Below are 13869 nucleotides of genomic sequence, written 5' to 3'. Positions count from 1 at the left end.
CCCGAAAGCTGGCCAGAATTGCATTCGCCTTGATGAAGACTCAAGGCGAATACATGAGCAAAGGGGGCAAAAAGCATTGCCCACAACCATAGAATCTCCCACAGGGTATGCGGTGTGCTCACTGTTTCTTTGCTGCCGCCCATCGCGCGGCATTGCAACTCTCAGTAAACTGCACGCTCCAACACCAACATCCGTTGAACTCGAGGTTTCTGCATGACGCTCAGTCCTTTGGCAGGCAAGCCGGCTCCGGCCAGCGTGCTGGTCGATATTCCCCGACTGCTCACCGCCTACTACACCGGCCGCCCCGACGCTGCCGTGGCGGCCCAGCGGGTGGCCTTCGGCACCTCGGGGCACCGTGGCACTTCGCTTGAATTGAGTTTCAACGAGTACCACGTCCTGGCCATTACCCAAGCCATCTGCCTGTATCGCCAGGAGAAGGGCATCGGTGGCCCGCTGTTCATCGGCGCCGACACCCACGCACTGTCGGCACCGGCTACTGCCAGCGCCCTGGAAGTGCTGGCGGCCAATGGCGTGCAGGTAATGCTGTCCAAGGACGACGAATACACGCCGACGCCGGCTGTTTCCCATGCCATCCTCTGCCACAACCGTGGCCGCCAGCAGGGCCTGGCCGACGGCATCGTCATCACCCCGTCGCACAACCCGCCGCAGAGTGGTGGCTTCAAGTACAACCCGCCCAATGGCGGCCCGGCCGACAGCGACGTGACCAAGTGGATCGAGGCCAAGGCCAACGAACTGCTGGCCGCTGACCTGGCGGGCGTCAAGCGCATGGACCACGCCCAGGCGCTGCAGGCATCCACCACCCAGCGCCACGACTACGTGAGCAACTACGTGGCCGACCTGGAAAACGTCATCGACTTCGACGTCATCCGCGGCGCCAAGCTGCGCCTGGGCGTCGACCCGCTGGGCGGGGCAGGGGTGCGCTACTGGTCGGCGATTGCCGAGCATTACCAGCTGGACCTGGAAGTGGTGAACACCGAGGTCGACCCGACCTTCCGCTTCATGACCGTCGACTGGGACGGCCAGATACGCATGGACCCGTCCTCGCCCTATGCCATGCAGGGCCTGATCGGCCTGCGCGAACGCTTCGACGTGGCCTTCGCCTGCGACCCGGACCACGACCGCCATGGCATCGTCACCCCTGATGGCCTGCTGCAGCCGAACAACTACCTGGCCGTGGCCATCGACTACCTGTACCGCCACCGCCCGCAATGGCGCAGCGATGCCGCCGTCGGCAAGACCGTGGTCTCCAGCGGCCTGATCGACCGCGTCACCCAGCGCCTGGGCCGTGAGCTGTACGAAGTGCCGGTGGGCTTCAAGTTCTTCGCCCAGGGCCTGTTCGACGGCACGCTGGGCTTTGGTGGCGAGGAAAGCGCGGGGGCTTCGTTCCTGCGCCGCGATGGCTCGGTCTGGGCCACCGACAAGGACGGGCTGATCCCGGCCTTGCTGGCTGCCGAGATGACTGCCCGCACCGGGCGCAACCCGAGCCAGGCCTACGCCGACCTGACCGAGGCGCTGGGCAAGCCGTTCGCCACCCGTGTCGAAGCCAAGGCCGATGCCCGGCAAAAGGCTTTGCTGAGCAAGCTGGCGCCGGAGCAGGTGAAGTCGACCGAGCTGGCGGGTGAGCCGATCGTGCAGATCCTCAGCCATGCACCGGGCAACGGCCAGGCGATTGGCGGGCTGAAGGTGATGACCGCCAATGGCTGGTTCGCCGCGCGCCCTTCGGGCACCGAGGACATCTACAAGATCTACGCCGAAAGCTTCATTGACGAGGCGCACCTGCAGCGCCTGGTGCAGGAAGCGCAGGTGCTGGTGGATGCGGCGATTGCCTGACAGGTAACAAACCGCTTGGTTCTGCGGCATGGTGTAAATTAGAATTAATCTTATTTACGCCACCGCAGGGCCTTCCCCATGATCGACGCCGCGCCGCCACCGGAGCATAGCCTGCCTGCCCTGTACCGGGAACACCGCGGCTGGCTGGAAACCTGGCTGCGTCGGCGCATGGGCAATGCCTGGGATGCCGCCGACCTCAGCCAGGATACCTTCCTGCGTATCCTGGCCAGCGCCCAGCCGCTGGCAGACATTCGCGAACCGCGTGCCTACCTGCTGACCGTGGGCAAGCGCCTGCTGAGCAACTTCCACCAGCGGCGCAGCCTGGAACAAGCCTACCTCGATGCACTGGCGCAGTTGCCCGAGCAGCATGTGCCCTCGCCAGAGCAGCGTTGGCTGCTGCTGGAAACCCTGCAAGCCCTCGACGAGTTGCTCGACGGCCTCAAGGCGCCGGTACGCAAGGCCTTTCTCTGGAGCCAGCTGGAGGGCCTGGGCTATGCCGAGATCGGCAAGCGCCTGGGCGTTTGCGAGCGCTCGGTCAAACGCTACATGGCGCAGGCCTACGAGCATTGCCTGCTGGCCGAACTGTAATGACCAGCCATTCCCCCGAAACCCGCGAGGCACTGCAGGCCGCTGCGCGCTGGCTGGCGCTGGTGGACTCTGGCTCTGCCAGCGAGGGTGACCTGCAGCGCCTGGAACAATGGCGCACCAGCAGCACCTTGCACGAACACGCCTGGCAAAAGGCACTGCTGTTGCGCCAGCGCTTTTCCGCGCTACCCGGCGCATTGGCCATGGCCACCCTGGACCGCCCGGATAGCGGCCGCCGGGCGCTGCTCAAGCAGGCCCTGGGCGTGGCGGCATTGTTGCCGGCGGCCTGGCTGGCAAGCCGCGAACTGCCGCTGGAGGCCTGGACCGCCGACATGCACACCGCGGTCGGGGAGCGCCGGCAAGTGCTGCTGAGCGATGGCACTTTCGTGCAGTTGAACACCGACAGTGCGGTGGATATCGACCTGGGCGCGCGTCGCCTGACATTGCTGCGTGGCGAAGTGGCAGTCAGGTTGCCCGGCAATCTGAGCCTGACGTTGCAGGTGCCCTATGGCCAGGTCGCGCTGGATGCCGGCGAGGTGTGCCTGCGCCTGGTCGATCAGGCTTGCCGGGTATCGGTGCTCAAGGGCACGGCCAACTTGCAGCCGCGGCAAGGCCCGGCACTGTTGCTGCAGGCCGGGCAGCAGGCCAGCCTGCAAGTGGCCGGGGTTGGCCCTGTCACCGGCCTGGACGCCTGGCCGCTGGGCTGGCGCGAAGGGGTGCTGCGCCTGGAGGACCGCCCCTTGGGTGAACTGCTGCACGAGCTGCGCAGGTACCGCCCCGGCGTGCTGCGCTGGGCGCCCGAACTGGAGGCACTGCGCGTGACCGGTACCTTCCGCCTCGACGACACCGACCGGGTGCTGGCCTTGCTCGCCGCCAGCCTGCCGTTGCAGGTGCACACGCGCACGCGTTACTGGGTGAGCCTGGCCGCGCAAGAAAATCGCGCATGAGGCTGTCCCCTTTTTTTCGCTCACCGGTCATTACCGGTAGGAGCAAATAAAGGGGAGCCTTGTTCAATGCCTGTTGTCATGTCCTGCCGCCTGCGCCCACTGGCGCGTGCGGCACATCCGTTGTTCGCCATGAGCCTGTTGTTGTGTGCACCGGCCTGGGCCGATGAACCTGCCCGGCGCAGCTATCAGGTGCCAGCCGCCAGCCTGGGTGCCGCACTTACCCAGTTTGCCGACCAGGCCGGGGTCAGCCTGTCGCTGGACCCGGCGCTGGTCAACGGCCGGCAGAGCAATGGCCTGTCCGGCAGCTACAGTGTCGACGAAGGCTTCACCCAGCTGCTGCGCGGCAGCGGCCTGCAGTTGCTGCCGGTGGGCGAGGGTGCTTTCACGTTGATGCCGGCCCCCCAGGCGGGTGGTGCCCTGGAAATCGCCCCGACCAGCATCGTCGGCGGCCTGGCCGCAGGCAACGAAACGCAACCCTATGCCGGTGGCCAGGTGGCCCGTCAGGGTTCACAGGGTCTGCTGGGTACGCGCGACTTCATGGAAACCCCGTTCAGCATCACCAGCTACACCAGCGAACTGGTGAAGAACCAGCAAGCGCGAACCTTGGGCGAGCTGATCGCCAGCGACCCATCGGTGCGCGCCACCAACCCGGCGGGTGGGCGCTTCGAGCAGTTCACCATTCGCGGCTTCAGCCTGTTCAACAGCGATGTGGCCTACAACGGCCTGTACGGCATCCTGCCGACCTACTCGATCGACATGGAAATGGCCGACCGGGTCGACATCATCAAAGGCCCCAGCCAGCTGATCAATGGCATTTCACCGCGGGGCAGTGTCGGCGGCGGCATCAATGTGCAGCCCAAGCGGGCCGGCGACCAGCCACTCACCGAGTTTACCGGCAGCTACGCCTCGGCAGGCCAGGCAGGCGGTGCGGTGGACGTTGGCCGGCGTTTTGGCGAAGGCCAGCAGTTCGGCGTGCGTTTCAATGGCGTGAAACAGGCGGGCGACACCGAATGGGACCACCAGCGTGTCGAGCGCGAAATGGCGGTGCTGGGCCTGGACTTTCGTGGCGAGCGCCTGCGGCTTTCGGCAGACCTCGGCCATACCGAGCGCGACACCGATGCACCGCAGGAGCGGGTGCTGGTCGGTGCCAACGCCAAGGTGCCGGATGCCAACGACGTACGCCACAATTACGCCCAGGCCTGGAGCAAGGCGCGCACCAACGACACCTTCGGTGCGCTGCATGCCGAGTACGATATCAGCGAGTCGCTGCTGGCCTATGGCGCGGTCGGTGCGCGCAAGAGCAACCATGACTTCCTGCGCCACAACGTGTCCATCAGCAACGATGCCGGCGACTTCACCGTGCAGCCGCGCGACTTCACCCGGGATGAAACCGTGCGTACCGCCATGGCCGGCGTGCGCAACTGGTTCCATACCGGGCCGGTCAGTCACGAACTGAACCTGGCCGCCACCTACTTCTACATGGACTTCACCAACGGCGGCGCCCGCTATGCCTCGGCGCCCAGTAACCTCTACCACCCGGTGGCCACGCCGACACCGGGCACGCCAACCCGCATCGACCCTGAGGTGTACACGGAAAACCGCTTTTCCGGCGTGGCCCTGGCCGACACCCTGGGCTTCTTCGACGACCGCCTGCTGCTGACCCTGGGCGCGCGCTGGCAGCGGGTGCAGGTGGATGACTGGAGCGACGGTATCAAGGGGGATACCGCCTACGATGAAGAGAAGGTGTCGCCCTCGGGCGGCGTGCTGCTCAAGGTTACCGACCAGCTGTCGTTGTATGCCAACTACATGGAGGGCCTGAGCCAGGGCAAGATCGCGCCCTCGACATCGGTCAACGAAGACCAGATCTTCCCGCCGTTCACCAGCCGCCAGGTCGAGGTGGGGGCCAAGTACGACCTGGGCCAGGTCGCCGTTACCGCCAGTGCCTTCCGCATCCGCCAGCCCGCCTACGAAACCAACCCCACGTCGCGGGTGTTCGGCCCCAATGGCAAGCGCGACAACCGCGGTATCGAACTGAGCGTGTTCGGCGAGCCCGTGCAAGGCGTGCGCGTGCTGGGCGGGGTGATGTACATCGACAGCGAACTGACCGACACCATCGGTGGCGCCTACGATGGCAACCGCGCGCCGGCCACGCCTGAGTACAACGTCAACCTCGGCGCCGAATGGGACGTGCCTGGGGTGAACGGCCTGACCCTGACGGCGCGGGGCATCCACTCGAGCTCGCAGTACCTGGACCAGAACAACAGCAAGCAGATCGAGGGTTGGGAGCGTTACGACCTGGGGGCGCGTTATGCGTTCAAGGTGGAGGCCACCCAGGTTACCTTGCGCGCCAGTGTGGAGAACGTGCTGGACGACCGCTACTGGAGTTCGGCCGGGGCTTCGGATGACAGCGAGCCGGGGCTAACGCTGTCTACGCCGCGTACCTACCTGCTGTCGGCGACAGTGGGTTTCTAGCCCATTCTAAATGCTGGCGCATTCCCTGTAGGAGCGGCCTTGTGTCGCGAAAGGGCTGCAAAGCAGCCCCAGCAATTTCAACTGTTGCGCATCAATCCTGGGGCCGCGTTGCAGCCCTTTCGCGACACAAGGCCGCTCCTACAGGTTGAACCGATCGGTCAGACCGAATCAGGCACCACGGCGATCACATCGATCTCCATCAGCCACTCGGCCTGGGCCAACCCGGCCACCACCAGCCCGGTGGAAATCGGGAACACGCCCTTGAGCCACTTGCCTACCTCCTTGTACACCGGCTCGCGGAAGCGCGGGTCGGTGATGTAGGTGGTGGTCTTGACGATGTGTGACAGGTCCGAGCCGGCTTCTTCAAGCAGTTGCTTGACGTTCTTCATCGCCTGCTCGGCCTGCGCCCGTGGGTCACCCAGGCCCACCAGGTTGCCTTCGAAGTCGGTGCCGACCTGGCCGCGCACGTAGATGGTGTTGCCGGCGCGTACCGCCTGGCACAGGTCGTTGTCCAGGGTCTGGTTGGGGTAGGTGACCTTGGTGTTGAACATGCGGATGCGAGTATGGGTAGGCATCAGTGGGCTCCGAGGGTGCTGACGTTGCTGATCTTGGGTTGTTGCTGCTCATCCGCTGCGCGTTGTTCGCGGTCGCGGTAGGCGGTATAGGTGCGTTGCGTGGCGATGTGGCCGGCGACGTGCTTGGCGTCGTGCCACACGCCCCAGATGAACGACGAGCCACGGCGCGACAGCCACGGCAGGCCAAGGAAGTACACGCCCGGCTCGCGGGCCACACCGCGTTGGTGCTGGGGCTTGCCGTTGGCGTCGAAGGTGTCTACCTGCAGCCAGCTGAAGTCGACACCGTAACCGGTGGCCCAGATGATGCTGGTGACGCCGGCCTTGGCCAGGTCCAGTTGCTGCAGCGGGTTGCGCATGCACTCCGGGTCGGCCAGGCGTTTGCGGGCTTCGGGCTCCTCCGGCAGGTCCAGGCCGTTGCGTTCGATGTAGGCATCGGCGGCATCCAGCAGGGCCAGGTAGTTTTCGTCGCCGCGGTTGATGTTCTCGACCAGGTTGTCCTGGAAGCGCGCCACGCCGTTCTCGAACGACTGGGTCAGGCCGACCAGGGTCATGCCCTGGTGGGCGAGGGCGCGGAAGTCCACGGTGTGGCCGCCACGGGCACCACTGACGGCAATGGTCACGTGCTCGCGGCCAGGCTTGGCGATTTCCGCATCCCACTCACCCAGTACGCCCAGCCACCAGCAGAAGTCGCGGTTGCGGTAAGCGCGTGGCGGGCGATCGTGGGCGCCGACCGAGAGGTACACCTGGCGCCCGGCACGCATCAGTTCTTCGGCGATCTGCACGCCGGAAGATCCGGCGCCGACCACCAGCACAGCGCCTTCTGGCAACTGCTCGGGGTTGTAGTAGGCAGCGGAGTGGATCTGGTGCAGGTTGCTGTCTTTCGGCGCGATGGCCGGGATCACCGGCTTCTGGAACGGGCCGGTGGCGGCGACCACGCGGTTGGCGCGAATCACGCCTTCATTGGTTTCGATGGTAAAACCGGGGCGGTCGCTGTTGCGCAGCACTTTCTTCACTTCGATGCCGGTGCGTACGGGCAGGTTGTACTTGCGTACGTACTGCTCGAAGTAGTCGGCCACCTGGTCCTTGCCGGCGAAGGCGTCGGCGTCGAGGTTGAATTCCAGCCCCGGGAAGCGGTCGTGCCAGACCGGGCCGTTGGCCACCAGCGAGTCCCAGCGGCCGGTGCGCCAGGCCTCGGCGATACGCTTGCGCTCCAGCACCAGGTGCGGCACGCCAAGCTTGCTCAGGTGTTCGCTCATGGCCACGCCGGCCTGGCCGGCGCCGACGACGAGGGTGTCGATTTCGAGGTTGTTCAGTGTCATGTCCGAGCCCTTGTTCAGGCGGTTTTTGTCAGGTCGGTTTGGAGGACCGCCGTTGCCTGGGGCCAGACTAGGGATGCCGTGGAAATGGCGAAAATAGTATTTAGCTGGGGCTTGCCGATAAAACGGCGAAGGCCTTGATTCCTGCCGCCTGCAGCGGTTCCCGCAGCAGCTTTGCCGGGGTTTTTTCCGAACGTTTCGTGGTCATAGTTTTTTCCTCTGCAAACCCTCGGAAAAAGGTCGTTTCGCCGGCCGAAAGGTTCAACCCAGAATGCCGTGTATCGCACAGCACAACAGGAACCATGACATGACTTTTTCCATCATCGGTCGTTGCCAGGAAACCGGCCAGGTCGGTATCGCCATCAGCTCTTCGAGCATCGCCGTGGGCGCCCGCTGCCCGTGGGTGCGTGCCGGTGTGGGTGCGGTCGCCACCCAGAACATCACCTTGCCGGCGCTGGGCCCGCAGATTCTCGATGCCCTGGAACAGGGCCAGTTGCCGCCTGCCGCTGCGCTGGACCGGGTGCTGAGCGCCAATGGCTGGAGCGAGTACCGCCAGCTCACGGTGATCGACAGCCATGGCCAGGTGGCGCTGTTCACTGGCAAGGAAGCCCTGGGCACGCACTACGCCCTCGCCGGTGAGCAATGTGCGGCGGCAGGCAACCTGTTGGCCTCGACCCAGGTGATCGAGGCGATGGTGCAGGCCTTTGAACAAGCCGGCGGGCATCTGGCCGACCGCCTGCTGGCGGCCATGCACGCGGCGATGGCCGCAGGCGGCGAGGCGGGGCCTGTGCACTCGGCGGCGTTGAAGATTGCCGGCGAGCTGACCTGGCCGCTGGTGGACCTGCGCGTGGACTGGGCCGAAGCCGACCCGATCGGCGTGCTCGATGGCCTGTGGCAGGCGTATCGGCCGCAGATGCAGGACTACGTCACCCGCGCCCTCAACCCGACTGCCGCGCCAAGCTACGGGGTGCCGGGCGATGAGTGAATTTGCCAGCCGCGCGCTGCTGGCCAGGCTGATCGGCTTTGCCACCGTCAGCCGGGATTCCAACCTCGAACTGATCAGCTTCATCCGCGACTACCTGGCCGAGCTGGGGGTGGAAAGCGAACTGTTCCATAACCCGGAAGGCACCAAGGCCAACCTGTTCTCCACCATCGGCCCCCGGGATGTTGGCGGCGTGGTGCTGTCCGGGCATACCGATGTGGTGCCGGTGGACGGCCAGGCCTGGACAGTCGAGCCGTTTGCCCTGAGTGAGCGCGCCGGGCGCCTGTATGGCCGCGGCACGGCCGACATGAAGGGTTTCATCGCTTCGGTGCTGGCGGCTGTACCGGCGTTTCTCGCCCAGCCGTTGCGCATGCCGGTGCACCTGGCGTTCTCCTACGACGAGGAAGTCGGCTGCCTGGGGGTGCGCTCGATGCTGGCCGCGCTCGAGCAGCGCCCGCACAAGCCACGGCTGTGCCTGATTGGCGAACCCACCGAACTCAAGCCGGTGCTGGGGCACAAGGGCAAGCTGGCGATGCGTTGCCAGGTGCATGGCGCGGCCTGCCACTCGGCGTACGCACCGTATGGGGTGAATGCCATCGAGTATGCGGCGAAGCTGATCGGCAAGCTGGGTGATATCGGTGATGCCCTGGCGTTGCCGGAGCATCACGACGAGCGCTTCGACCCACCGTTCTCCACTGTGCAGACCGGTGTGATCAAAGGGGGCAGGGCGCTGAACATCGTGCCGGCGGAATGCGAATTCGATTTCGAAGTGCGGGCCTTGCCGGGGTTCGAGGCGCAGGCAGTGGCCGACCAGTTGCAAACCTATGCCGAGGCCGAATTGCTGCCGCGCATGCGCAAGGTCAATGCCGCCAGCGCCATTCGCCTGCAGCCGTTGAGTGCGTATCCGGGGCTGGCCACGCCTGCGGATAGCGAGGCGGCTGGCCTGGTGGCGTTGCTCAGTGGTTCGGATGAGTTCGGTACGGTGGCGTTTGGTACCGAAGGAGGGCTGTTCGACCAGGCGGGCATCCCGACTGTGGTGTGTGGGCCTGGGAGCATGGACCAGGGGCACAAGCCGGATGAGTTCGTCAGCGTCGAGCAGTTGCGGGGGTGTGATGCCATGTTGCTGAGGCTGGTGGATTACCTCAGGCAGGGTTGATTGCGCTGGCTTCTTCGCGGGCACGCCCGCTCCCACAGGATCTCGTCAGTCTCGAGGGCTGTGCAGTATCTGTGGGAGCGGGTTCACCCGCGAATGGGCCGCAGCGCGGCCCCGGGTATTCAGAAGGTAGCCTTGACCTGCAGGCCAACCACCAGCGCGTTGTCGATGTCCTTCCCGGAGAACGCGCCCGGCTCGATGATGTACTGCACATCCGGGCGCAGGTTCAGCCACGGCGTGGCCTGGTAGCCATAGCTCAGCTCGACCAGTTGCTCGGCGCTGTCGATATCGGGGAACTGCTGCCCGGCATTGAACGCGGCATCTTCCAGCACGTCGCGGCTACGCGGGTTGGGCACGGCACGGCCATAGCCCAGCGCCACGGTATCCTTCGGGCGGCCTGCGAACGGCTTGTACAGCACCACGCCGGCGCCATACCACTTGGTGAACGGCGAGGCGGCCTTGCTCGACGCCGAGTACTGGCCGAAGGCATGCAGGCTGCGGCCCGGCAAGCCCTGGTCGTTCCACACGGCCTGGTCGACCAGCAGATAGTGGCCGCCACGGCCGGACACTTCCTCGTCGCTGCCGATGCGCTTCACATCGGAGCTGTCGTAGTAGTAGCCCAGTTTGTACTCGCCAGGCAGCTCGCCCTGCAGCTTGTACACCAGTTCTACCGGTACCACGGTGCCGGTGGTGTGCTTGGGGCCCAGGTGCCAGGCGCGGCTGGAGTTGCCGTTGCTTTCCGGGTCGACGTTGAACGCCGCCACACGCAGTTGCCAGGACGGCGACAGGTCGTACTTCACCCGCACGCCCAGGTGGGCATTGGGGTAATTGGTCCAGCCACTGCCGCCAGACATGTTAAGCGGGTGGCCGCAGAAGCCGGCGTTCATGAAGTTGCACAGGATGCCACTGTCCAGGCCGCCCAGGTCGTTGCCCATGGCCATGTAGCCGAGCTTGACGTTGAGTGCCGGGGTGAACAGGGTGCGCTCGTAGCTCAACTCGGTCAGGCGGGTGTACAGGCCGCCGAAGTTTTCCTGGATCGGCAGGCGGTTGCCCACCAGGTCTTCCGAGGCGCTGTTGCCGCGGCGGTCGTTGATGGTCAGCTGGACCTTGCCGCCGTTGTCCAGGCCATACAGTTTCGACAGGTCGAACTGCACGCCCAGTTTCAGGTTTTGCGAGTAGCGCGCCGAGCGGTGCAGGCCACCGTGGGCGTTGTAGGCGGTTTCGCCGCTGTAGTCGCCGGTGAACTTGACGCCGTCTTCTTCCAGCTGGTGACGCAGGCCGCCCCAGTCACCGGTCAGGGTGCTGCGGGTCATCAGGTCGCCGTCGGCCAGGGCGGTGCTGCTGGCCAGGGCCAGCAGCAGGGTGGGGGTGATGCGAATTGCGGATGGCATTGCTGAATCTCAGGTTGTTTTTCAGGGACTCATCGCCGGCAAGCCAGCTCCCACAGGTCTGCGCTGCCTTTGCAGGTGGCACGATCCTGTGGGAGCTGGCTTGCCGGCGATGAAGGCGACGCGGTCTTACGGCAAGGCGTAAGAAATCACGTAGTCGCCACGGTCAGTCGACTGGCGCGCGCCGCCAGCCGTGATCACCACGTACTGCTTGCCGGTCTTCGGCGAGACGTAGGTCATCGGGCCGCCCTGGCTGCCCACTGGCAGGCGAGCCTTCCAGATTTCGTTGCCGTTGCTGCTGTCGTAGGCGCGCAGGTAGAAGTCCTGGGTGCCGGCGATGAACACCAGGCCACCCTGGGTCGACAGGGTGCCGCCGAGGGTCGGCAGGCCGATCTTGATCGGCAGGTGCATGCGGATGCCGAGTGGGCCGGTGTCCTCGACGGTACCCACCGGTACCTGCCACGCCACCTGGCGGGTCTTCATGTCGATGGCGGTCAGGGTGCCGAATGGCGGCGCCTGGCACGGGATGCCGGCCACCGACAGGAAGCGGTTCTTGTTCACCGCATACGGGGTGCCCTTGAGCGGTACTGCGCCCATGCCGGTGTTCAGCGCTTCGCCACCGGAAGCGGCGCCGCCCTTGTTCTGCGACGGGATCATCTGGATCCACAGGCCCAGGCGCATGTCGTTGACGAAGATGAAACCATGTACCGGGTCGGTGGAAATGCTGCCCCAGTTCATGCCACCCAGCGAACCCGGGAAGCTCAGCGACAGGTCGGTGCCCGGCGCGGTGTACAGGCCGTCGTAGCGCATTTTCTTGAAGTCGATGCGGCACAGCAGCTGGTCGTACGGGGTTGCGCCCCACATGTCCGATTCGGTCAGGGTCTGCGCGCCGATCTGCGGCATGCCCACCGACTTCGGCTGGGTTGGCGAGTACGGCTCGTTGGGGATGTTGCTTGGCTTGACCGGTACTTCGTCGACCTGGGTCAGCGGCTTGCCGGTGGCGCGGTCGAGCACGTAGATCTGCCCGGCCTTGGTGCCGATTACCACTGCAGGTACCGACTGGCCGTCGTCCTTGGTGAAATCGATCAGGCTCGGCTGCATCGGCAGGTCGAAGTCCCACAGGTCGTTGTGCACGGTCTGGAACACCCACTTCTGGTTGCCGGTGGTGGCGTCCAGGGCCAGTACCGAAGCGCCATAGGTGTGGTCCAGCTTGCTGCGTTCGACACCGTAGATGTCGGTGGACGACGAGCCCATCGGCAGGAACACGGTATTCATCGCCGGGTCGTAGGACATCGGGGCCCAGCTGTTGGGGGTGCTGCGCACATAGGTGCTGTCGCCCTGCGGCGCCTGGCGATCTTCCGGGTTGCCGGGGTCGAAGGCCCAGCGCATTTCACCCGTGATCACGTCGAAACCACGGATCACGCCGCCTGGCATGTCGGTCTGGACGTTGTCGGCGACGCGGCCGCCGACCACCACGGTGGTACCGGCCATCAGTGGGGCCGAGGACAGCTGGTAGTAGGAGTCCGGCACATCGCCCAGGCCGGCCTTGAGGTCGACCTGGCCGTTGTTGCCGAAGCCCTGGCAGAACTCGCCAGTGTCGGCGTCGACGGCAATCAGGCGGCCATCGATGGTGTTGGTCAGCAGGCGACGCTGGCAGTTGGCACCGGCCGGTACGCTGGCCGCGGTGATTGGCGAGCTGTTCGGCTGGGTCGGCTGGGCGATGGCGGCAGTGGCGTCGAAATAGGCCATGCCACGGCAACGCTGCCAGACCTTGGACTGGGCGTTGATCGCGTTCTTCCACAGCTCTTTGCCGGTGTCGGCATCGAGGGCGATCAGGTTGTTGTGCGGGGTGCAGATGAACACCTTGTTGCCGACCTGCAGCGGGGTCAGCTGGTCTTCTGCACCGTTGCCGTCGCTGAGCGCCACGTCACCGGTGTGGTAGGTCCAGGCCACTTTCAGCTTGTTGACGTTGTCGCGGTTGATCTGGTCCAGCGCGGCGAAGCGGCTGCCGCCTTCGGTGTTGCCGTAGTGGGCCCAGTCCTTCTGCGCCTTGTCGGCCTCGACCGGGGTCATGCCCGGGCCTTTGCCGGTGGGGGCGACGCTTGGGTGGGCGACGAACATGTTGCCGGCGGCGATCACCAGCAGCACGGCCATCACCCCGGCAACGCCATAGGCACCGCGGCCGGCGCTGGTGCCACTGGCACGGGCCAGCAGCGGGTAGACCAGCGCCACCACCATGCCGATTGCGCCGAACATGAACAGGCGCGAGAACAGCGGCCAGAACACCAGGCCAGCGTCGATCAGCGCCCAGATGGCAGTGCCGACAAGGAACGCCGCGTACAGCCAGGCGCCAGCCGGTTTGCGGCGAGCGATGAGGACGCCGGCGATGGCCATGGCCAGGCCGCCGACCAGGAAGTACCAGGAACCGCCCAGGCCGGCCAGCTTGACGCCGCCCGCAGCCAGGAGGAGGCCGAGCAGGGCGATGATCACGCCCAGGCCGACCAGGATGATGTTTGTGGCGCCAGAGGCGCGCGGTGTTTCTTTCATGCCAGGGATCTCAGCAGGTGGAATGCGCGCAGTGTAATCTCTTAGCTTGCTAA

11 protein-coding genes are annotated in these 13869 nt (G+C 65.5%); 6 read left to right on the top strand and 5 right to left on the bottom strand.

Annotated elements, in window-relative coordinates; translation table 11 throughout:
• The first annotated feature begins 213 nt into the window (after positions 1–213).
• From pgm to CAG44_RS25050, 4 genes are all read left to right on the top strand, one after another.
• Positions 214–1851, top strand: a complete 1638-nt coding sequence (gene pgm, locus CAG44_RS25065) for a phosphoglucomutase (alpha-D-glucose-1,6-bisphosphate-dependent) (RefSeq protein ID WP_085693191.1) — start codon at positions 214–216, stop codon at positions 1849–1851.
• A 78-nt stretch (positions 1852–1929) separates the two neighbouring features.
• Entirely contained in the window at positions 1930–2439 is a 510-nt protein-coding gene (locus CAG44_RS25060; RefSeq protein WP_085591511.1) for a sigma-70 family RNA polymerase sigma factor, read from the top strand.
• Entirely contained in the window at positions 2439–3383 is a 945-nt protein-coding gene (locus tag CAG44_RS25055; RefSeq protein WP_085693190.1) for a FecR domain-containing protein, read from the top strand. Before CAG44_RS25060 ends, CAG44_RS25055 begins: the two co-directional genes overlap by 1 nt.
• Before the next feature lie 66 nt (positions 3384–3449).
• Complete coding sequence (locus CAG44_RS25050; protein WP_085693189.1) at positions 3450–5855, top strand: TonB-dependent receptor; 2406 nt, start codon at positions 3450–3452, stop codon at positions 5853–5855.
• 158 nt (positions 5856–6013) lie between these two features.
• Here the strand turns inward: CAG44_RS25050 and CAG44_RS25045 are convergent, their stop codons facing one another.
• The 3 genes from CAG44_RS25045 to CAG44_RS28670 all read right to left on the bottom strand — a co-directional run bounded on the left by CAG44_RS25045 (position 6014) and on the right by CAG44_RS28670 (position 8050).
• A complete protein-coding gene (locus tag CAG44_RS25045; protein ID WP_025338851.1) occupies positions 6014–6430 on the bottom strand; it encodes a RidA family protein in 417 nt (138 codons plus the stop codon).
• Positions 6430–7749 (bottom strand): NAD(P)/FAD-dependent oxidoreductase, encoded by a 1320-nt coding sequence (locus CAG44_RS25040; RefSeq protein ID WP_025338852.1) that lies wholly within the window; start codon positions 7747–7749, stop codon positions 6430–6432. Before CAG44_RS25040 ends, CAG44_RS25045 begins: the two co-directional genes overlap by 1 nt.
• A gap of 100 nt (positions 7750–7849) precedes the next feature.
• On the bottom strand, positions 7850–8050 hold the full coding sequence (locus tag CAG44_RS28670; RefSeq protein ID WP_139833429.1) for a hypothetical protein: 201 nt from the start codon (positions 8048–8050) through the stop codon (positions 7850–7852).
• Positions 8051–8053: 3 nt separating this feature from the next.
• Between CAG44_RS28670 and CAG44_RS25035 the strand changes: the two genes are divergently transcribed.
• Both CAG44_RS25035 and argE read left to right on the top strand, forming a co-directional pair.
• A complete protein-coding gene (locus CAG44_RS25035) occupies positions 8054–8731 on the top strand; it encodes a DUF1028 domain-containing protein (RefSeq protein ID WP_025338853.1) in 678 nt (225 codons plus the stop codon).
• On the top strand, positions 8724–9884 hold the full coding sequence (argE, locus tag CAG44_RS25030; RefSeq protein ID WP_085693188.1) for an acetylornithine deacetylase: 1161 nt from the start codon (positions 8724–8726) through the stop codon (positions 9882–9884). Before CAG44_RS25035 ends, argE begins: the two co-directional genes overlap by 8 nt.
• Positions 9885–10003: 119 nt before the next feature.
• Here the strand turns inward: argE and CAG44_RS25025 are convergent, their stop codons facing one another.
• A complete protein-coding gene (locus CAG44_RS25025) occupies positions 10004–11272 on the bottom strand; it encodes a carbohydrate porin (RefSeq protein ID WP_085693187.1) in 1269 nt (422 codons plus the stop codon).
• 126 nt (positions 11273–11398) lie between these two features.
• Positions 11399–13816: a glucose/quinate/shikimate family membrane-bound PQQ-dependent dehydrogenase gene (locus tag CAG44_RS25020; RefSeq protein ID WP_085693186.1), complete on the bottom strand. Its 2418-nt coding sequence runs from the start codon at positions 13814–13816 to the stop codon at positions 11399–11401.
• Positions 13817–13869: the final 53 nt, after the last annotated feature.

Source organism: Pseudomonas sp. B13(2017) (assembly GCF_002113245.1).
In the GTDB taxonomy this organism is placed as follows: Bacteria; Pseudomonadota; Gammaproteobacteria; order Pseudomonadales; family Pseudomonadaceae; genus Aquipseudomonas; species Aquipseudomonas putida_Z.
This window is presented reverse-complemented; position numbering and strand designations above follow the sequence as displayed.

Coding starts and splice junctions, on each gene's coding strand:
- pgm (WP_085693191.1), top strand. CDS start 214: ATGACGCTCAGTCCTTTGGCAGGCAAGCCGGCTCCGGCCAGCGTGCTG.
- CAG44_RS25060 (WP_085591511.1), top strand. CDS start 1,930: ATGATCGACGCCGCGCCGCCACCGGAGCATAGCCTGCCTGCCCTGTAC.
- CAG44_RS25055 (WP_085693190.1), top strand. CDS start 2,439: ATGACCAGCCATTCCCCCGAAACCCGCGAGGCACTGCAGGCCGCTGCG.
- CAG44_RS25050 (WP_085693189.1), top strand. CDS start 3,450: ATGCCTGTTGTCATGTCCTGCCGCCTGCGCCCACTGGCGCGTGCGGCA.
- CAG44_RS25045 (WP_025338851.1), bottom strand. CDS start 6,430: ATGCCTACCCATACTCGCATCCGCATGTTCAACACCAAGGTCACCTAC.
- CAG44_RS25040 (WP_025338852.1), bottom strand. CDS start 7,749: ATGACACTGAACAACCTCGAAATCGACACCCTCGTCGTCGGCGCCGGC.
- CAG44_RS28670 (WP_139833429.1), bottom strand. CDS start 8,050: ATGGTTCCTGTTGTGCTGTGCGATACACGGCATTCTGGGTTGAACCTT.
- CAG44_RS25035 (WP_025338853.1), top strand. CDS start 8,054: ATGACTTTTTCCATCATCGGTCGTTGCCAGGAAACCGGCCAGGTCGGT.
- argE (WP_085693188.1), top strand. CDS start 8,724: ATGAGTGAATTTGCCAGCCGCGCGCTGCTGGCCAGGCTGATCGGCTTT.
- CAG44_RS25025 (WP_085693187.1), bottom strand. CDS start 11,272: ATGCCATCCGCAATTCGCATCACCCCCACCCTGCTGCTGGCCCTGGCC.
- CAG44_RS25020 (WP_085693186.1), bottom strand. CDS start 13,816: ATGAAAGAAACACCGCGCGCCTCTGGCGCCACAAACATCATCCTGGTC.